Source organism: Vibrio sp. E14 (assembly GCF_020515785.1).
Taxonomy (GTDB): domain Bacteria; phylum Pseudomonadota; class Gammaproteobacteria; order Enterobacterales; family Vibrionaceae; genus Vibrio; species Vibrio diabolicus.
Window position 1 is genome coordinate 907,674 of record NZ_JAHPJI010000001.1, and the last position, 19,722, is coordinate 927,395.

At 37.9% G+C, this 19,722-nt stretch carries 14 protein-coding genes and 2 pseudogenes; 7 read left to right on the forward strand and 9 right to left on the reverse strand.

Features of this window, described 5'->3' with window-relative positions:
- Positions 1 to 4 precede the first annotated feature (4 nt).
- From LIX84_RS03960 to LIX84_RS03985, 6 genes are read right to left on the reverse strand one after another with little or no spacing between them, the layout of a single operon-like run.
- Positions 5 to 469 carry a hypothetical protein gene (locus LIX84_RS03960; protein ID WP_226420685.1) on the reverse strand — a complete coding sequence of 155 codons (465 nt, stop codon included), beginning with the start codon at positions 467 to 469 and terminating at the stop codon, positions 5 to 7.
- The gene (locus LIX84_RS03965; protein WP_226420686.1) at positions 470 to 1,102 is read right to left on the reverse strand and encodes a hypothetical protein; all 633 of its coding nucleotides are present in this window, start codon (positions 1,100 to 1,102) and stop codon (positions 470 to 472) included.
- Positions 1,103 to 1,125: 23 nt separating this feature from the next.
- On the reverse strand, positions 1,126 to 4,113 hold the full coding sequence (locus LIX84_RS03970) for an ATP-binding protein (protein ID WP_226420687.1): 2,988 nt from the start codon (positions 4,111 to 4,113) through the stop codon (positions 1,126 to 1,128).
- Between the two features lie 6 nt (positions 4,114 to 4,119).
- A complete protein-coding gene (locus LIX84_RS03975; RefSeq protein WP_080936791.1) occupies positions 4,120 to 4,755 on the reverse strand; it encodes a hypothetical protein in 636 nt (211 codons plus the stop codon).
- A gap of 9 nt (positions 4,756 to 4,764) precedes the next feature.
- Positions 4,765 to 7,530, reverse strand: a complete 2,766-nt coding sequence (locus LIX84_RS03980) for a molecular chaperone DnaK (RefSeq protein ID WP_226420688.1) — start codon at positions 7,528 to 7,530, stop codon at positions 4,765 to 4,767.
- Positions 7,531 to 7,567: 37 nt separating this feature from the next.
- Positions 7,568 to 8,530, reverse strand: coding sequence for a helix-turn-helix transcriptional regulator (locus LIX84_RS03985; RefSeq protein ID WP_226420689.1), 963 nt, complete (start codon positions 8,528 to 8,530; stop codon positions 7,568 to 7,570).
- Between the two features lie 940 nt (positions 8,531 to 9,470).
- On the opposite strand from LIX84_RS03985, the gene LIX84_RS03990 reads away from it, so the two are divergent.
- The 6 genes from LIX84_RS03990 to LIX84_RS04015 all read left to right on the forward strand — a co-directional run bounded on the left by LIX84_RS03990 (position 9,471) and on the right by LIX84_RS04015 (position 15,583).
- Positions 9,471 to 10,151 (forward strand): GGDEF domain-containing protein, encoded by a 681-nt coding sequence (locus LIX84_RS03990; RefSeq protein WP_226420690.1) that lies wholly within the window; start codon positions 9,471 to 9,473, stop codon positions 10,149 to 10,151.
- Positions 10,152 to 10,670: 519 nt separating this feature from the next.
- Complete coding sequence (locus LIX84_RS03995) at positions 10,671 to 11,423, forward strand: chromosome partitioning protein ParA (protein WP_226420691.1); 753 nt, start codon at positions 10,671 to 10,673, stop codon at positions 11,421 to 11,423.
- An 89-nt stretch (positions 11,424 to 11,512) separates the two neighbouring features.
- Positions 11,513 to 13,018 (forward strand): relaxase/mobilization nuclease domain-containing protein, encoded by a 1,506-nt coding sequence (locus LIX84_RS04000; protein WP_226420692.1) that lies wholly within the window; start codon positions 11,513 to 11,515, stop codon positions 13,016 to 13,018.
- 179 nt (positions 13,019 to 13,197) lie between these two features.
- The gene (locus LIX84_RS04005) at positions 13,198 to 13,974 is read left to right on the forward strand and encodes a hypothetical protein (RefSeq protein ID WP_226420693.1); all 777 of its coding nucleotides are present in this window, start codon (positions 13,198 to 13,200) and stop codon (positions 13,972 to 13,974) included.
- Positions 13,975 to 14,070: 96 nt separating this feature from the next.
- Entirely contained in the window at positions 14,071 to 14,328 is a 258-nt protein-coding gene (locus LIX84_RS04010) for a helix-turn-helix domain-containing protein (protein WP_226420694.1), read from the forward strand.
- A gap of 595 nt (positions 14,329 to 14,923) precedes the next feature.
- Complete coding sequence (locus LIX84_RS04015; protein ID WP_031847057.1) at positions 14,924 to 15,583, forward strand: hypothetical protein; 660 nt, start codon at positions 14,924 to 14,926, stop codon at positions 15,581 to 15,583.
- Positions 15,584 to 15,943: 360 nt separating this feature from the next.
- Here LIX84_RS04015 and LIX84_RS04020 read toward each other — a convergent pair whose 3' ends face one another.
- The 3 genes and pseudogenes from LIX84_RS04020 to LIX84_RS04030 form a co-directional block, all read right to left on the reverse strand.
- Positions 15,944 to 16,807 carry a hypothetical protein gene (locus LIX84_RS04020; RefSeq protein WP_194552883.1) on the reverse strand — a complete coding sequence of 288 codons (864 nt, stop codon included), beginning with the start codon at positions 16,805 to 16,807 and terminating at the stop codon, positions 15,944 to 15,946.
- Entirely contained in the window at positions 16,804 to 18,450 is a 1,647-nt protein-coding gene (locus LIX84_RS04025; RefSeq protein ID WP_226420695.1) for an ATP-dependent nuclease, read from the reverse strand. The genes LIX84_RS04020 and LIX84_RS04025 overlap by 4 nt, the downstream gene beginning before the upstream one ends.
- 388 nt (positions 18,451 to 18,838) lie before the next feature.
- Positions 18,839 to 19,225: pseudogene (locus LIX84_RS04030) on the reverse strand (HNH endonuclease family protein); the annotation flags it as partial.
- Positions 19,226 to 19,314: 89 nt separating this feature from the next.
- On the opposite strand from LIX84_RS04030, the pseudogene LIX84_RS23555 reads away from it, so the two are divergent.
- A pseudogene (locus LIX84_RS23555) lies at positions 19,315 to 19,548 on the forward strand (diguanylate cyclase domain-containing protein); the annotation flags it as partial.
- Positions 19,549 to 19,722: the final 174 nt, after the last annotated feature.

The window sequence follows — 19,722 nt, forward strand, 5'->3', positions numbered from 1 at the left end:
GCACTTACCTACGTCCGTAATCTCTGGTTTTTTTTCGATAGAAAGCTTGAAGGCTCGTTCCATCTGAGAGTTCCTCCATCTCCGATGTGTCAACGGCTTTTATGCTAGATGCGACAGACGAAAAAGAAGGTGCAGTATATGGAATTGGTGTTTCAATTTGGGGATAACTTGCTACAGCAGCCCCAGGAAAGATTAACTCTTCTGTAAGCCAACCAATTTCTTTTACAGAGTTAACAAAGCTATCTGAAATACTTATATCAGAGTCAACCTGGAAGCTCTTATCGTCCGAAATAATCACTAAAGCTAAGGTTTCATTATCAACGTACTCAATCTTATTCTTGAAAATATCCCAGAAGTTTTCTTGAGGAACAGCCATTTCACCAGCAAATAAAATAGGTTCAAGCTCACCGCCAATCACTCGGTTTGCTTGAACTCGATTCTTCTTTGCCTGAATGATAAAGTCAGACATTTAAAATTTTAACTCCATAACCTTGTCTTCGATTTGTTCAGTCGTAAGCTCAGGCTCAAGTTTTTGATATGCCTCAACTAGGGCGCTGGCATGCTTATGGCTCTCATCAATGCTCAACTCATCTTTTAAATACAAGCTGTAGTCATCAGTATTGAGGTTTTTCTCTTTATACGCCTTAATCGTACCAATAATTTCTTTCGCTTCTAAATCTAGTGCGGCAACTGTTGCCATAAATGATGGACTTACAACAGTATCAAGTTTCTCATTAATACCTTTTAAGGTGATAGAAGCACCAATAGATGATCTCGCCAATTTCTCGGCATCACTAAGGTTATCGAATTTTTCTTTGTCAATCACCACATCATTTCTTAAGTGGTCGATATATTCACTTATTGAGGCAAAATCATCGGGAGTCTTCTCACTCAGCATTGCTTTCTCACCAAGTTCTTCCATGTTCTCTTCAGGACGGATAATACCTAGAGAAATACCCACATTTTTTACCGCCTCTCCTACTTTTTCAGCCAGGTTGACCCCTAAGCTAGCAATAGATGCCGCAACATTGGCAATCCCTGAGCCTATTTTCGATACAGCATCACCAATTGCACTACAGGCACTACTTACAAAACTGCTCACGCTACTCCAAAAACCCATAATTCCTAGCCTCTCACTTTGATATCTTTTCTGAATTCATCTCGCTGATACATTGAAATGCGAGTTTCGCTATCTTCATTTAAGCATGAGAGGAAGTCATACAATGTACCTTCTCGGGTCTCTTTATCTTTTGCACTACTTGGGTTATAGCAACATAGGGAAATATATTGATACATAAACTCCCAGCCAAACTTCTCCAAACATTGAATAAGTCTGCGTCTATCTTTTTCTTTGCCTAACGTGTCATACCAGGCTTCTGCAATTTCACCATGAAGAAACTTTTCCACGTCATCAATAGAAGGCTCCTCTTCTAATAGCTCTAAGCCCTGAATTAAACCTGACTTATAATTCTTTGCATAGTAAGCAAGAGCAAGTTGACTAATGTCGCTAGGAGACACATCTTTTTCATTGGTCGTACTAACAAGTTCTTTGATCTGAACTTGAAGCGGTTTGCTCATACCTGAACTGGATAATATCACTCGGCCAGGTTCAAGGTTGGATAGAAAGTCTTTCTGTTCATCAGAAAGAGCCATCGTATTACCCACAGCTTCTTTGTCATCTTTTGCGAAAAGCTTATGAATGATCTTTGTGTTGGTATTTTTTAACACTTCTGGTGTGAGTTTATTTGGAATTTGGTCTACGATAATGAGTGATTCACCATACTTACGAACCTCTGCCAACATATCGGCAAACGCTTCAACACCTTGTTTCTTATTCTGGCTATCTCCTGGTTCAAATTTCGATAACAATCGGTGCGCTTCTTCGATCAAAGTAATGTGACGGAACTTCTTTCCTTCACTCTGATACTCATAATAATTAGCTCTAATCGCTTCATTTAAGTTAGCTAGCACAAAACCCATAACAAGCGACTTTTCACTTGGATTGCGAATTTCTTCAAGCTCTAAAATCACATTTTTAGTCGCTAAGTCTTTAAAGTTAATAGAGCGAGGGGTATCTAGCATTAGCCCTTTTGAACCAATAAGTAAACCTTGCAATCTAGCCTTAATGGAGCCTATATAATCTTGTTTCAGCCTGTCATCAAATCCCTGTTCCATAACGACTTGTTCAGTCATAGCAATCAGGTCGCTCAAGGTAGGGAACGCATAAACACCTGGAGCGAACGGATCATCAAATCGCTTGTTCTTAGACGTCGCAATATTCCAACCTTTATTCTCGTAGCTTCTATAGATTGAAGTTTCTATTAACTGAGGTATTGCCGCTTCCATATCAAAAGCAGATTCGATACTTGCTTTGATCATATCAACACGAGAAGTAATGTTTTCGTGCGGAAAAAACTCAAAAGGATTCAACCTGAAGGGGGCAATATTATCGTTACCAAGAGTAAAAATAAGAATGTTTTTGCTCTTCTTGGTTAATACCCGATACTCTGTTTTTGCAGGTTCTATTACCAAGAATGGCATTTTTGCTGACTCAAGTAAACGATGACAAGTCGTTGTCTTACCACTACCCGTAACTCCAGCGATAAAGGTGTGCTTATCAAGATCTCTCTTGTCTATATTGACATCGATATTTTGATGTAAACCACTTTTCACTAGATTACCTAGATAGAGTTGGTTTTCATTTTCGATCTCTGAACTCACATTCAAACCAAACTCGACTTCTTCTTTCAGTGTTAAGCCGACTATCTCTTTTTGAGGCAAACCTGCAACTACACTCAACTCATTAGTTGACAACCAATTACACAAATAACGATTAAATGGCTTTCTAGAAAAAAGTAAATCTAGTTGCTGTTCATTGCTAATACTTCCATCAAGCGAATCCTTATAATTTTTTTTAAGCATGGGGAATTGGAAATTCTTTACTGCATTTAGCTCATTTGGATTGGCTACGTTCTTAAACGTTAAAGGTGATTTATTTATGTCCTCACCAGAAAATATAGATCGAGCTGTATTCCCAAGTTTTAGTACACTTGCTATCGAGTCAGAAAAAAGGTAAACATTAGATAAATAAAGGCCTTTATTTTTTCCAACCTGTACGCGTTTCAATAATACCTCATCAATATAGGTAAGCCATTCTTGTATTGATTTATCACCATACTCTCGTGACTCGCTTGATGACCTGCCTTTTTGATTTGATGTATTGCTACCCACATTTTTAGCAATTGATTTTGAAGTCGTTGTCCCTTTAGTTTTCGCTTCAGAACCATTTTGATGTTTATGATGGTCAATTTCAGCAGCGCTTCGTGAGGTTTGCTCGCTGCTACCAGTTTTGTTTGTTCCAGTAGTTATTGTTACTGATTTCCCTGTATTCTTAGTAATACTAATTCCGTCATTTTCCCCTGTTGAGGTAGTGTCAGTTGATCCTTCCGACGTGCCTTGAGTCGTTGAAAAATTATCGCCATCCTGAACACTTTTTTTCGATAGAGGCAAAAGCTTGTTGTAAATACTATATAACTGGCTCTCTATCTGATTGATTTCTCGTAGAGATAGAGGATCTGCCATTACCATCAAGCAGAAATTATCACCATTCATAATATCAACTAGGCGGTCAACCCCTTGGAATTGTTCATTATCTTCATGAACACTCGGTACTCCGTCTAACTTTGCTATATGAGCATACGACTCTATGGTGCTTTTTACTACGACACGCTCTACTTTATCTAGGCGCCTTACAACACTACCTCTAAAGTTACCTTCGAGTGAGGGCTTTAGAATTGATTCGCCTATATCATCAACATCAAGAACTAATTCACCTTTGTATTTTTTATCCTTAGCTATACCAAATAAGAAATTGACCTTTTTACCATCACTTAACAGAACATAGATGAATATAACCCCTTCAATGCTGAGTGAACTCAATACATTCTCAAACGCTTCTTTTCTCGGCGAGTCTTCATCAAAGGTGACTTCTTTTATGTGATATAAAGTAAAGTCATGGTCATTAAGCCAGGTTGGTTTCTCTAAGTATTCTCTGGATTCAACTTTATGCTCTGCTGTTCGAATTAGTTCTGCTAACGCTTTGTCTGACATCATAAATCCTTAGCGTAAATCCATTACAGCATCTTCTGCTTCTTCCACACTCATCGTTGGATTGGCAGTCTGATAAGCATTAACGAATACATTACTATGTCGGTGAGTATCCTCAATACTCAAAGAATTACCCAAATACTTTTGAACATCATCTGAATTTAAACCACTTGATTCATAAGATTTCACAAGGGCAATAACGACTGTCGGATCGATATCAAGCTCACTGATAGCGTTTAAGAATGGAATCGAAACATCTGCTTCCAATGCTTGCTCCATACCTTTTACGGCAATTGCAACACCAACAGCTTGACGTGTTATTACATCAACAGCATCAGTGCTAAGGTTTTCTTCATCAATGATTACATCATTTCGCAAATAATCGATGTAATCATTGATCTGTTCGAAATCTTCTGGCGTCTTTTCCGCTGCCATTGCCTTCGCGCCAAGCTCGTCAGCACGTTCGTTAGGTTTTAATACATCAGCCACCAGGCTGATGGCCTCTACTGTATTTACAACTTTCGGCAAGTTTTTACCAACAACCTCAATGACCATCGGGGCATACTTGGCAATCATGGGACCAATGCTAGATGCAATCTTGGTAATTGTTGTAATAATACTTGGGATCAGGGTCGGAGGAACAATCATTCTTTTACCTTATAGCTCAATACGTTGAATTTCGTTTAGGTATTGCTCTTTAACAATATCTGCTTCATTTGCCACGACATACTCGATTGCGGTTGGTGATACTAACTTAATATAAACAAGAGCTTCTTCATTCGTTACATCAAGCTTAACTACTTTCTTTTTAATGCTACTGTCACCTATCGACATCTGACCAGTGCTTGAACTTGGCTGTTCCGTAAAGAAGATTTCAAACGTGTCATAATAAGCATCTATGAAGTCATACCACTGATTTAACTTCATCTCTCTATCGATTAGAGGCTTGAATTTTTTCTTACGACTTTCACCCAGGTAGTATTTGAAGCGAACATCTTCATCTGCAATGTTATGATCGACAACTTTTACGCTGCCACCATCACGAGACTCGATAAGACCAAATGCAACGCCAGTTTTACCCGTAGGCTTCTCAACATCATTCTTATCAGTCCCTAAAGGAGCAAACAACTCAAAACGGCTTTCATCTTCAGATACGCCCATGTCTTGGTGCTGTATAGCTATATGTTTTTTAAATAGAGTATTTACAAAGCTTGACTGACTAGAATTACCAGCAAGGAAAATTTTCACATTATCGATATCTGTTAATGTAAGCCGACTGTTACTAAATGCCAAGCGTAACGCATCAAAGAAATTCTCAACTCCTCGTTCAATACGATCTGACAAGATTTGATTCAGCTCTTCTAAATCAATATCTAGAGCAAAAGCAGAGTGTCGAACACCATTAATATCTGTCAACGTCACTGAAAGCTCACCAGACGCATCGAATGAAAAGTCCTCATGCTCTTCCCAGAATGGACGTAAAGCAATACAAAGTTGCTTGGTGTTCATTCTTGCTTCTTGGGAGTTACTTAGGAGCTGCTCACTGCCTGCAAACGCATCTCTTTCTGGATGTTTTTCAAACTGAATGCCTTTTTCAAGCAGAGCGCTCTTGTTCTTTTTAAATACTTCAAAAGCAAGAAGCTCCAATAGGTTTTCTCCTCCTAAGAACTTGTCACCACCCGCACCAAAGTGTTCAATCACGTAGTCAAAGCGTCTTTTATCTTTGCGATCTGTTGGTTCGCTGTAGATGCCAAAATCAAAGTCTGTCGTGCCACCACCGAAATCAAATACGCCATAAAACACACGCTCATCACCTTCTGGATCAAAACCGTACTGTTGTAAAGCAGTCAATGCATAAGCAGCAGGTTCACTTGCACCTTTAGTCACAGTGACCTGGTTAATCGTTCCTTCGCCAAGTTCAGCAGGAAGCGACTTCTTAAGGCCTTTTTCAAAACTCTCGATAATCTTGTCACGGATTGGCATTTCATACGTGACAGGGAAAGAGAGAATGTAATCCATGAAGATACCGTTATTGAGGTTATTAATATACAAACCTAGGTAATAGGCATAGATTTCAATTGGGTTGAAATCATCATCTTTTAACTCAAGAAATGGAGGTAAATCGATAACCTTTCCATTCTGACCTACGATCTTGAGTTTTCTATTTTTATCACCCGCCCACTGCTTAATTTCATCTAAGAACGTGTTGAATTTGCTTGACTCACTACCTTGCATGGAGTTTTGTGCAGTGTGAGATATTGTTAGATCTTTCCAACGTGTATAAGGTTTGTTTGCTTTAGCGTTATAGGCACTCGTAAAGGACTCTAGATTGATAAACTCCATGATGGTTGGGTTTTCATAGTGATGAGAAGCAATCTCTTTACTAAGGTCACCAGTACCAATACGCATCGGGTGAATATTGATGTTATCTTTCTGATATACAACTACTGTGCTTTTTGTACCGAAGTCAATTGATACCACACCATCATTAATGCTTGTTTTTGGATCTCGTGCAACTAGCTTGGTTGGTAAATCGACGGTAATAGAAGCACTAGTATCTATTTCATCTTGCCACAATGACCAATGACCCAACTCGGTATCATCAAGGATTTTCTTATGGTAAGGGCTAATATCAGCCCGTATTGTATCTTCAATAAGAAGCGAATTAACTACCTTCTGCGTTACTGCCCTACCTATTACTTCATCAGCAATATTTGTATACTTACTGAAAAGGCTCTTATCTCCAAGATGGAATATCTTTAATAGAGTTAGATAATCTTCATTATTTTTAAGCTCTACGAACTTAAAGCCGCGCTTGAGAATCTCAATAAATAGTTCTCTATTAGTCATTGCTTTAACATCAGACGATAGGAATGGAATTGGCATTCCAAACGCACACTCATGGAGCTTATTATGATCACACAGAAAACCCGAGACATGATCATTAAGATCATACAATGCGCGGTTATATTGATATGGCCTACCATTAAATGTTTCAAACGGAACACTACTTAGAGTAGTTAGATTTAACAACTCTTCTTTGTTTGGGATTGACCACTCATTGATTGGATCTAAAATTATGTTGTTTATGTCATCTTCAACATAACTTAATTCTGTCCCTGCATCATAATCCTTAAAGAAAGACGGCTCTGACTTTATAAACCAAAAGCCAAGTACCGACTTATCAAAATATATGTCATTATCTAAACTGACCCAGCGTTCTGCTGACATTTCGTTCTGAACAGACTTGTAGCAGCGATTGAGTAGTTCGAGTATAGGACTAAAAGACTTTGCTTTCTTTAGAAACAGTTCTATATCTCTTTTCAAAATTGCCTGAAATGTTCGATCAGTTTCATCGAATAAACCTAGCTTTTCTGACAGTTCAGGAGTTAATCCCCATTGAGATACAAGTTTAGTATTCATATTTGTTCTCGTTTTAGTTTTTCAAACAGTTAACAGATTAGTTATCGATACTTGTTAAGCACACATCCCAAATATTTTCTTTGAAGCCATCTAACCAATGCTGGAGCTGCTTCGAACGAACTACTGTCGCAAACACGTTATAATGTTTGTCTGACTCAGTAATAGTTTGATCTGTTGACAATGGTGTTTCGGTAAGATGGAAACCAGCTTCCTTTGTGATAGAGAACGACAGAGAGCACTTCTCCCCTTCACCAAAACGAAACCTGCCATCAGCATCATACTGACTTAGCTTGAATGTTTTGGGGCGCTCAAATGTGAACGTCGAACTAGCTGCTTTTGTAATTCTATGAATGGCTAAACTACGCTCATTGTCATATCCATCAAAACGACAAACAAGGTAAAGTCTATGCCCTTGTTGCGCTAACCCCAAGGGCATCACTATTCCTGACTTATGTTCTTGTCGAGCATTATAGTACTCGATGTTTAATAGACGATTATGATAAAGCGCGTTGCTAATTTCTTGAAAAACACAGGAGTCAACTTTAGGTGGAAGTAAAGGTTGAGTTTCACTAACAACAGCAACTTTTTTTAACCACTGACGCTCCTTACTATTGATTAAACTAGGATTAAGTTGGTATTTAGCTTCTTGGAAGAACCCATCAAGTGACGAAAGTAAGTTAGCTGGTAGAAGATGCGTCAAATACTCTTGGGACAATGCCAACAGTAACGCTTCTTGAGGTGTTAGGTTTTGTAACGCCAGACTTTCACTGTTTCTATCCCACCGATAACCATATGGCTTACTACGATCATCGCGCACAATATCAAAATGTTCGCAAAGCATCTCCAGCGTCCGTTGGACACTTCGCAAATCACGAACTAAACCTATTTGACACAGTTGTTCATGTAGTTCTTTTGCTGTAGTTTGATGAAATTTAGGAATACGTTTCAAAATTTCAAACGCAATTACTAAAGATTCTTGGGTGCTTGCTCGCTTAGCCATCTGATCCAACTTGTATAGAATATAATGATTCAAAAGATATCCGACTCATTGTGAGGTTCGTGCTCACTACGCGTGAAACGGATAAATTTCATACAACACATTGATTTTTTTATTTATAATTCTAAATATTAATACGCTTTTTGTCCTTTTTATGCAACTATGAGTTCGTCACTTCGCCTGACAATTCAATAAAATGAAGAGTACATCAACTTCTGACATAATGTGTCGTATATAACCTGGCCAGGTCCCCTTAATCTAATTCAGTTAATATCGAGCAATGTTCATATATCCAAAAAATCGTGAGCATGAAAAACGCTCAATGAAAAGCAAACCATTGCCATTTTAAAGGGAGCGAAAGAAGGTATTTCAGACCGAGCGCTTTGCAGCAAGCTTTGAATCTAGGATGGTTTTAACATGCCGCAAAACATACGCTGCACTGGATGCCCTCTGAAGCTCGTCTAAAAGCACTAAAAGAGGAAATGTCCGACTCAAAAAGTTGCTGGTTGAGAAACTGCTAGATGCTGAAGCCCCGAAGATTGCTCTCCACCAAAAGGACTGGCCGCATATGACAAGCTCAAGGTTGGTAAAGTCCCCCTAAAAGGTATCGCCCTTTCTAAGCAGATAAACTGTCTATTCGTCAGTATTCAACACGTATCAATACGTTATTAAACCACAAGCGAGTTTACCTCTTGAACTATCAATAGGCGTAATGGTCAACAAACGAAGACGGAAAAAGTCACATGAACAAAAATCAATCAATATCTCTCGATATGGATTACAATAAGAATCACCTCCACATAGCTCAGGTTTAGATCAGCTTTCTATGCAAATTAAAATCTATTATTGATACTTCTATTGGATAATAAGCAAAACAAATACGACACATTACGACGTAGTACTATGTATTCTCAACGCCTGTGTTAAAACTGATGTTGGGTGAATGATGGTATTTGATTCTATTGAGAGACACGAAGACAGAGTTAACTCTCGCTACGAGAAAACACTGCAAGAAACGATTTTTCATTTAGAGCAAAAAAACAAAGAACTTATGCAAAAAATCACGCAACTTGAATCACGACTTAATCATGATTATCTAACAAAGCTTAAGAGCCGTGAAGCTGCCCTGAACGCTATAGATTCGTCTTTGAAAAACAATGAGATTCATACTATAGCAGTAGTATTTATGGATATGGATAATTTAAAATTAATCAATGATTATGGTGGTCATATCTTAGGTGATGAGGCGTTGAAACTCTTTGGTTCAACTTTAAAATCATTAGAAAAGCCTGCACACTGCATATCCCGTCTAGGAGGAGACGAATTTATTGCGATCTTACCAAATTACTCAGAAAGTCAAGTACATGAATGGTGCTTGGCACTAGATGAATTACTTAAACAAACCAATCCACTGAGCTTCAATGCACAAAAAATCAAAGTTACAGTTTCAACAGGATATTATTTATACGACAAGCACTCTGATAACCCAACTAAAACCAGTCAGGATATGATTGAACTGGCTGATTCTTCTATGTATGTGTCTAAACGAGAAAAGTTTACAATAAGGAAAAGAACTCCAACAACACAGACGATTCAACATATAAACAAACCAATAACATATTAGCCCTCGGTTAATAAATTTCTTATTATCTTATCAAGATAACATTAAAATTATGATTTTGGACCTATATTCAACCAAATGTTAAACCATAAAATATAGACATCCATAAGGAAAACAATTTAATTTACAAAAAATAAATAGCATACTAAATACTGCATGAAAAAATATAAGTAGAATTTACTTTGTTATTTAAAATTTAAAGTAAATCACCTTTCATCATTTTAAATAATCTAAACATTTATATTTATTAGTACGATAATTTTTAAATAACCAAAAAATTAAACCTGGTTATATACAGTGAAGAACAAAAAATAAATTCCAATTGTATAGTATCTATGGTTATAATATAAGAAAAAATAAATTAACAAGCGGATACTGCTCTTCCCAATTTGTTCCAATTTGGTCGTTTGTAGCTTTAGCCTCCTGCTAGTCGGTTGCGCTAACATGCTTCGCAGTTATCGCTAAGTCGCACGCTGTTTCTTTCTAGATAATAAAAATAATAATAAAAAGAGAAATAATAAAATGAAGATTTCAGAAAAAGAAGACTTAAATAAAATAATAAGAGAAGTAGTAGTTAACACAAAAAGAGAAAATAAAGACAAACTAAGAGCGCTTATCGAGCAGACAGATTACAGCTTAGAAGAATTACAATTTATTGTACCTTCTCTTCTTCCTCAATTTTCAAACACATCAAAAATTACATTTAGTTCTCATGCGCATTTTTGTAACTACATAGTAAAAAGTATTTACGTTAAAAATAATCCAGATAACTTTGATGAAAATGCTGTTGATGACTCGCGTCACATTCTCGATGCAGTAGAAAACGGCTTCAAAGAAGAGCGCAAAGAAACTAAAGACTTATGCGATGTAGCAATAAAAACACATGTAACTAAAGAAACAAAAAAACACTTCACAGCGTGCAGAAATAGTTACAACTACCGATCTGATGCTGCTTTTCTGAGAGATATTATCTCAAACCAAATCGAGCCGCGACCGAACAATGACGAAGCGTATTTACAGTACTTTAAAGAAACCAAAGAGCTATCAAAAGCACTTCAAGTGCTTGCAGAGAACATTGAAGATGCTGACAGCGCTGAGATAGCTGAACTGAGTAAATGCATTAAAGAACTTGAGAAGATCGTTGATATTATACGCAAGCTAGCAATAGATTCTCACTCATCAGCAACAGCTAAAGTACTAGCTTTAAAATACTTATCTTCGCGTCAGTTAGATGAGATATGCAAACAAAAGATACTAGAAGAAGCTGAATTATAAATCATGAATTCCCGCCTTATTTTTAAGGCGGGTTTATCTACCTTTTCTTATTACTTTCTCACTAACGATAATAATAAAGAGACAATAAAATGATATTTACAGAATTAGAATGCACAAGAAGTCAACAAACCGCCAGAGACGCACAGAACCTCGTCGAATACGGCGCTAAACAGAAAGACGCAGACAACTTAGTTAAATATGGAGCTGGTAAAACAAAACATGCTCCTGCATCCGAGGGACACTCATTCTTCATCTGCGCTAATGAAATCGAATCCATACCTGTTGAAATGGGTGAGCTAGCTACTGGTGCGGACTGGCACGATGCTATCACTGAACTGCAAAGCAGCTATAAGCACAACCCTACAGTCAAACACCCTTTTCGCCACTTCGTCATATCTATAGACGAAGGAGAGCGACTTACAAACAAGCAATGGCGTAAAACCGTTAGAAAGACAATGAACCGCCTAGGTTACAAAAACGCACGCTACATCGCATTTAGACACGAAGATACTGATTCTCAGCACGTACACATAACAGTATCAACACAAGACTTGGAAACAAACAAAGTGATATCGAACTGGATGTCTGTTGAAACCGCCCAAGAGGTAATGCGCGAACAAGAAAAAGAGTTTGGATTAAGACAGCTAGAAAACTCAGCATCAGTACTAGCAAAAGGTGAAGCAGTCACTTCGGACAAGCACTCTCACTCAGTGAAGTTGATGATGAGACGCTTAGTTGAATCAAGCATTAAAGAGCTGCCAGCGTTAGTGCAAGCCAGGGCAAATAATCTAACGAAACTAGGTGTAAACGATGAGCACACTAGTAAAGCGAGCTTGGCTCTTTATCAAATAGCGCTATTAAGAAACGGCGTTGAGATAATACTTAAAGAAGACAGAAACAACGAAAAATTCATTGGTCTTGTTTACAAATACAATGACTTCATCATACCCGCATCTAAGCTTAGAAGTGGGAACAAGTTCACCTTAGGTGGATTAATAAAATCTGGTGTTCTAACAAGTGATACAAACATGATAAGTAGTTATGACGAGTCACAAGTTGAAAATTATGCAGTTAGAGAAATATTTGAATCGCAAAAAGAAAATACAGTGCATAGATTTGAAACAGTAAGAAGAGATGCTGAAGCACATGCTGACAAAGTAAAGAAGCAAGCCGAGGAATGGGATAAGCACATGCTTAACTGCTTCATTATCTCAGGACGAAAGCAATATCAAAAAGAGATAGAGGATGCTATCGATTTCTGGTTGTACCACGGCAAGCGCATCAACAGACGCGATAGAGCTTTCGTCCACACAATTTACGAACAAGAGAAAGGCATATACTCAGCATCTAAGACGCTAAGTAAATTCTTCTATCATCTGCTTCTAATCCTCTTCGAACTGAACAAAAAAAATCATTGGGAATTGAAAATAACCCCTGTCGCGGCGCATGGAGATCAAGACCTGGCAATTAACCAAGCCATTGAACAAATAGAAAAAACATATAAAAACGAAGGTATCTTTGCTGACAACAAAAAGCAGAACAGAAGACGCAACATCAAGAAGAAACCAAAAGATATCGCTGAAAATACATATTAATTTAAAAAAGAGGGCTGAAGCTATATTTTTATTTTTGTAATATAAATAGAAAAAACCACCATCATTTAAAAATAAAAAAACCAACTAAAGAATTTAATACAAACAATAACATTATAGTTTATATTATAAATTTAAATGTTATAATTAAAATATAAAAATAATAATAAAAAGATAATAATATGAGTATTTTTAAAAAAATAAATAATGAATTAACTGATAACGTTACAGTAACACCAAAACAAAAGAAATCTCCCCTACCGCGATTTCAAAAAAACAAAAGCGGCAAGATACTTTACATTATTGTCCGAGATCCTGAGTTAATAAATGGTAGCGGCAACGCAACACATATAACATTAATAAAGCTACCGATCACTGCCCCCTCCTCTCCGCGTTCTATAAAACACCTCATTGCCAAATATGGCACTGAAGAAGCGAAATCTGGAAAGTACGAAATCACTGAGCACAACTTTGAAGAAATTATGTCTCACTTCAAACCCGCAAATGCGCTATACAAGAAGTACAGAAAAGAAGAACTGCATGAAAAGCAAAGCGTTGTTATTAATTCAAAAGAAGAGCAAGTCTGCAAGATTGCTGCATTGATACATCAAGCATCAGATGCTTTTGACGAGCTAGAGGGTGAAGATGAGATTGATGTTCTTGAAGCACAAGAAATCCATCAGGCTTTGTACCGAGTGAAAAACAGACTCAGAGCTGCAAGAATGCCTGATACTTACTATAACGAGTTTCTCTTTAAAGAAGATGATAAAGAATCTGTTGAGCATATGCGCAGTAAGCGTAAGTTTAACCTTGAAGACAAAGCTAGCCTTATGAGATTCGTTAAAGTCTTTTCTAAGCTAACCCCTCTAAAGCTTCGTGACCGTGACTCATCAAAAACTGATACAAAAGCAGTAGCAATAAGAAGAAAAATCGAAGAACTCAAACAAAAAGTAGAATAGAACCAACAGCCCCGATGGGGCTGTTTTTCCTTTTTACCCTTGACTGCGGGTAAAGCACAAACTACCCTCTATCGTGGGTAGATACGAGGAATTGTTATGTTGATAACATCATCTAGGCAGTTAGCAATACATCTGCGTGACGAAAGAAAACACAAGAACCTGTCGCAAGCTAAGGCTGCCGACCCCGTGGGTCTAAAACAAGACACTATTTCCAAGTTTGAGATTAATCCAGAGACCACCAGGATTCAGACGCTATTTCGCATCTTATCATCGCTAAATCTGGAAATGCATATAGTGCCGAAAGGAGAAAGTATCGAACTGAAAGCCTACAGTGGGATCGAAGAGAAATGGTGAATAAAGCCATTCCCACTCATGAGAATCAACAAAATCAGCATGTTCAACGAAATAAAGTGCCGCTGATTTTAAGCAAGCTACCCCATTCCCATGCATGGGAATACAATTAGACATCTGATCGTCATATTAACTCTGAAAAGTTATGGCTAGATCGTACAAATCAATCTGCTGGTATCGTAGCTCACAACTGGACAAAAATGAGTCAGCTCAGATCAAGCTGACTCGAAGATGGACAGAGCCAATCCAGAACAACCTGCTAAGTCTATTTACAACGTTGCTTCGCTGCCACAAAGTGGCTCCTTACTGCTGCTCATCTTGTAGCTATGTCAATTGTTCTTCGTAAGCGGCAAGGTCTCGCTTACAATTGGCAATGTAGGTCACGGTGTGATTTAGCCTGGTTGATGGTGTGTTTTAGCAGTCGGATGCACTATTTAAGTTTTTCAACATGCGTAATGATTTGTCCTGCAATTAGTTTTATTTTTTCTAATGTGATCGTTCTCTTATATGTCAGTCTCTAAAAATTTATCTAACATCTTGACTTTATTGATAATAGTGTTTGAATATTGGCCATATAACTGTCTTAGAAAAGAATAAAATGGAACTAGCAATTAAAATGTCTGCTGCCAGCAAAGGCGCATATAAAGGTGAATATTCAGTAAGCAGCGGCGAAGTCATCGACTCAGATGTATTGACTCAAACTCACATCCACACAAGCCGAGTGATGACCAGTAACGGGCCTGAGATTGCCGAAATTACCAGTAGCTCATCTGCTAAAACGGTTTTTTGGGTACGCTTTGATAGTGGACGTGAACTCAAGTACACAATCAATTCTGAAATTGACCTATTGAAAGGCCAGCGAGTTAGCCTACTATTCATCAACAGTAAAGCGAACACACGGCTAGTGGGCATTGCGAATCATAACTCCAACGAATATACAGACTTGTCTACTAAAGAGCGATACGCTTCTTGTTTAAGACCTAACAAAGATAAACTTCAATACACGTTTGCGTTTGGTGCGGGGCTGTTAACTGCCATTGCATATATGTTTGATGAATTTGCTAAAGGTCCAGGTGTAATTGGATGGATTGTCCTATCTGGCATTGTGTTCATCGGTTGTGTTCTTACCGCATTTCTTGTTTATGGCCCAATCGCTGGATTGTTTGGCTGGCTGACAGACTTGGGTAATTTTGGGAAATTCAAAAGTGAAGTTAAGCAGAACCTAATCAAGCTCCTGACAGATGGTGCTAATCAGTAAGCCCAACTGCATTGCGAAGCCCAAAAGTTTTTTTAACTTACAGGATAGAATACATTTCAACAGACAGTTGCACTTTTCGAGTTAAGTACATTTCTAATTAGCTTTGACATAGAGAGCATACATCGTCTGGATGAATGAAAGTTTCTAAAAAATTTGGGAAATTAGTTTTCCCAAATTGATCTCATTAATCCAAGTATTGGATTAACAAGGAAAGGGGCAAAGGTGTGTTTGCCGTGATTCAGCGATATCACACCTCTGGACAGAAGCGAGTCAGCGACTTTGCTAAGTTAGCAAATTATTGATAACTACAAATATGGAAAGTCGCTTAAGTTGGTGTCCACTATTGATGGAGAAGATTACTTAGCGGGTTACCACATCATTATGGCGTTCAACTAGCCAGTCATGTAGTTGAGGTGCGTTAAGAAGTCCGTGCACAAGTATTGAGTTCCAATTGTTTTTTGAACCTGTTTGCTCATCATAGCTTTCGAGTAAATCTTCTAGTTTTTCGACCAACTCATCCTTGTCTATTGTCCTTCGTCTTGAAATGCCTTTAACAACATTGGCAGGAAACTCTACAAGCGTATTCAGTTGTCCGCGTATCCACCCTTCTATATCATTTTTGATAACTACGTTCTTGGTATGATATTTAATCGATTCGATTTCAGGGTGGTTATCATCCACATAGCAGACTTTTGCTCGTATCAAACTGAAGTCGTTTGAATGAATAAAGGTAGTTGTCAATATTCTTTCTTGAAGGCACGTATCAAAATACGGATGTAATATTCGAGCTTGTTTATCAGCTCGCCCTTTAAGAAGCCTACCTCGCTCACGATTACAACTGCATGCTGGAACTAAATTTGGTGAAAAAATTGACCATGCAGGATAATCTTCCTTCGGCAATAGATGGTCTAACTCCGTAGGCTTAAAACCACCACACATCGGGCATACTTCTGGTGAAGAATCTCGTAGACTTTCTATAAAATTTAATGACGTAGGAGGGCTTTTATAGTGTGTTCGCAATGCTGTTTGTAGATCCGCTGTAATGCCTACATTAGCGATATTCCAAGGGTTACCATTACTATTTGTGTAATCTACGTAAGCAGCTTCAACCAAATGAATCTGCTGTCTCAGGATAGGGTAACTAGTCTTATGGAGGTTCTGATTTTGTGCCAGCGTATGCAAAATGTTAACATCTTGAATTTGAGGTAAGTTAAGTTTTTTCATTCACTCAACATCTTATCTTGTAGTTGTAACATAGCTGACATAGACAGCTCCCCCTCAAGCTTACTTTTTACTTCTTCAAATGACAGGTTTTTTACCTTGCTGAAAAGTTTCTCTGCCAATCTGTTATCAACATCTTCATCAAAAATAAACTGAGAAATCGATTCTATATCCGCTCCGAAAGTCCGTAGTCTTGGAGACACAATAGATATTTCATCTGACACATTTTTGAGAAGAACATGAACTTGTTCACGACTTATTTCCCTTACGAAATATGCAGAGTGAGTTGCAATAAGCGCTTGAGAGCCAGTATCTTCGAGCAATTGGTCCAATAATCCTACAAAATCTGCAATCATATTTGGATGCATATGCGTCTCTGGCTCATCTAAAAGAACAAAAGAGCCATTTTCAATATAAAGACAACAAAGAAGAGCGAACTTTAGAAATGTAAGCTGTCCACTACTAAGAGAGTGTGAATCTTCTCCAATTTTGAGCTTAGGTTCAGCCCCCGTATCAATGCTCCCCCAATGTTCGAGAGACTCTTGTTCCCCACCTAGCTTGTTCAATTTAATTAATTGTAAATAACTTCCACTAGTTTTCTGCACCACAACCTTGTCGATAGGTATCGTATTTGATAAAGCTTCGATAAAAAGTTGCCATCTAGACTTGCTTCCTATTACTTCGTCAGAGCGAACCAATTGGATGATCAATTCATTTATCGACCGAGATCTCTTAGCTCGACCATTTCTAGTTAAAGATAAACGACGGTAGTATAACTTTTGCGTAGCTACCCTTTCACCAGGAAAGGTATTTTGAGTTTCTCCTGGTGTCGCAATAGCAAGGAGCCTATTAATCATAGGGCGCCCTTTGCTATAACGATCAACTAGGGAAATAGAAGGGTCTTTATACTGGAGTGCGGCCCTACAAAATGACTTTAATGCTTGGCTCTTACCTAGCCCATTCTTTCCTATTAAAACGTTTATTCTTTTGGGTATGATGCTTTGATGGTCATATTTTAAAGGGATTGTATGTTGATTCTTAAACCCGTCTAAAGAAAAATTTAGATCCAACTCTTGTGATATCCCACCAAAGACTTCATCTTGAACACCTGCTAACAAGCTGTCTGCATTATTGAATGCAAAGAACCCTTCGGAATGTCGCATGAACCCTAGTTGGAACACTTCAGACTTTGTTGCAGCATCAACCCATTTATCAGATGAATCCTTATGGAGCACCATGTCGTTAATCGCTTGTAAAACAACTTTTAATTGCTCTGAACCCAGAGCTTCAACAACCATCCGATAGTCAGCCATACTGGGTAGCATTGTAAAAAACTGCATACTATCGATATAAGAGTTAAACGCCTCAGGATCTTTTGAAAACCTCTTAGATAAGTTTCTCGACTCCTCATTCATTTCCTTGCGGGTTTTACTGTTTACTTGGTTTGAATCCAAAGACAGAAAGCCAATATAAGTACCAAAAGTAAATGTGCTATCAGTTAGCGTGTTGAATATAGAACAGGTACATTTGATCTTAAATCCAAAGTCATTCCAGTTATCAAATGACGGATAGATCAAAACTTCTCCAGGTAATACTGAAGCCCTCTTTAGACCAAATACTACTCTTAGTTTTTTATCACTTTCCATTTCAGAATATTCAAACTTCACAACCTACCAACAAGATGCATATTATGAATCAAATATACCACCTCAGTAAATATAACTTTTACAAATGGTTAAGAGTGGTAAGCCCCTTAATCCGCAGACTCACACAAAGTATGAGAAAACGTAGGTCAAGCCACCTCACAGAGGTTTGAAAGGTTGAGCGTCGCTAGCACGAAAAGGGGCAAAGGTGATTTAAGCAACTACGAAGGATTCCTTCCTAGTTGCCAGCACGGAATAAGAGCAATTCGAGTTATCTTTTTTCATTTAGTACAAGTAAAACATTGAATTAACTTATATGGAAGCGGAACCGAGTCAGAGTTACGAAGTCCGCTTAACTTTATTTATTCAAGATTAGCTCTTACAACTTACACTACTGATTACACAGAGTCTTGATCATATGAGTTTCATGGTTAAGGATATTTTCTCGCCCTACTCCATCAGGCCCCCACTTATGGTAGCTCATCATAATTGCTTGCTTTAAGCTCTCTGCACGATTGTTCTCTTGATAGAACGTCTTCTTATCTTGCGGAGAGTAATTACTAAGCCTTGAGTTACTGCTTGGCGAAATAAGACAAAGATTGCCGAAGCGATCAACGTCTTCCATCTTACTTGCGCCCGATGGATCGGTTTGTGGAAAGTAATGTTCAACAGAGGTTCGGAATGAAAATTGGAAATCCTCAAAGTGTTTTCCAAGTTCTTTTTTACTTATACCATCAAATGACTCATTGTCTGATAGACGCTTCCACAATAGGTAGTCTAAACGGTTGAAAACAAAGTTTTGTACGTCAGTCCCCTTATGTAAAACACCTACATTATTCTCTGTAAACTACAGACAAAACTTCGGAAGCAAAGTCGATAGCGAATAAACTTAATCAGCTAATTTCAGCCCCAGTGTACGTAAGTACACTCTGTCATGAAATAACCATTAGAGCTAGCATCGGTATCGGTATATACCCAGATGATTCAAGTAGTTTATCTACACTAATAGAGTTAGCGGATAAGGCGATGTATAGAGCCAAAATTGCAAATGAGCCATACATGTTTGTTTCCGAAAAGGGAACAGCTCCAACAGTTCTTTAAACTGAGTTGACCATGTACAAAATTGGTTCGCCTCCGCTCCTTGATCAACTGCAAAGACATACATTAAGTAAACGGTAGTTTTGCAACAGTATAAGATCTAAAATCTAGTTGTAGTAGTTAGATATAACAACTCAGTATGTGGAAATTTTTACTTTTACGCAGAGTCATTTGAGG

Bases quoted from the DNA above. Each gene is read 5' to 3' on its own strand.
- LIX84_RS03995 (WP_226420691.1), top strand. From the start codon at position 10,671: ATGAAGATTTCAGAAAAAGAAGACTTAAATAAAATAATAAGAGAAGTA.
- LIX84_RS03975 (WP_080936791.1), bottom strand. From the start codon at position 4,755: ATGATTGTTCCTCCGACCCTGATCCCAAGTATTATTACAACAATTACC.
- LIX84_RS03960 (WP_226420685.1), bottom strand. From the start codon at position 469: ATGTCTGACTTTATCATTCAGGCAAAGAAGAATCGAGTTCAAGCAAAC.
- LIX84_RS03990 (WP_226420690.1), top strand. From the start codon at position 9,471: ATGATGGTATTTGATTCTATTGAGAGACACGAAGACAGAGTTAACTCT.
- LIX84_RS03980 (WP_226420688.1), bottom strand. From the start codon at position 7,530: ATGAATACTAAACTTGTATCTCAATGGGGATTAACTCCTGAACTGTCA.
- LIX84_RS04005 (WP_226420693.1), top strand. From the start codon at position 13,198: ATGAGTATTTTTAAAAAAATAAATAATGAATTAACTGATAACGTTACA.
- LIX84_RS04015 (WP_031847057.1), top strand. From the start codon at position 14,924: ATGGAACTAGCAATTAAAATGTCTGCTGCCAGCAAAGGCGCATATAAA.
- LIX84_RS04025 (WP_226420695.1), bottom strand. From the start codon at position 18,450: ATGGAAAGTGATAAAAAACTAAGAGTAGTATTTGGTCTAAAGAGGGCT.
- LIX84_RS03970 (WP_226420687.1), bottom strand. From the start codon at position 4,113: ATGATGTCAGACAAAGCGTTAGCAGAACTAATTCGAACAGCAGAGCAT.
- LIX84_RS04000 (WP_226420692.1), top strand. From the start codon at position 11,513: ATGATATTTACAGAATTAGAATGCACAAGAAGTCAACAAACCGCCAGA.
- LIX84_RS04010 (WP_226420694.1), top strand. From the start codon at position 14,071: ATGTTGATAACATCATCTAGGCAGTTAGCAATACATCTGCGTGACGAA.
- LIX84_RS04020 (WP_194552883.1), bottom strand. From the start codon at position 16,807: ATGAAAAAACTTAACTTACCTCAAATTCAAGATGTTAACATTTTGCAT.
- LIX84_RS03985 (WP_226420689.1), bottom strand. From the start codon at position 8,530: ATGGCTAAGCGAGCAAGCACCCAAGAATCTTTAGTAATTGCGTTTGAA.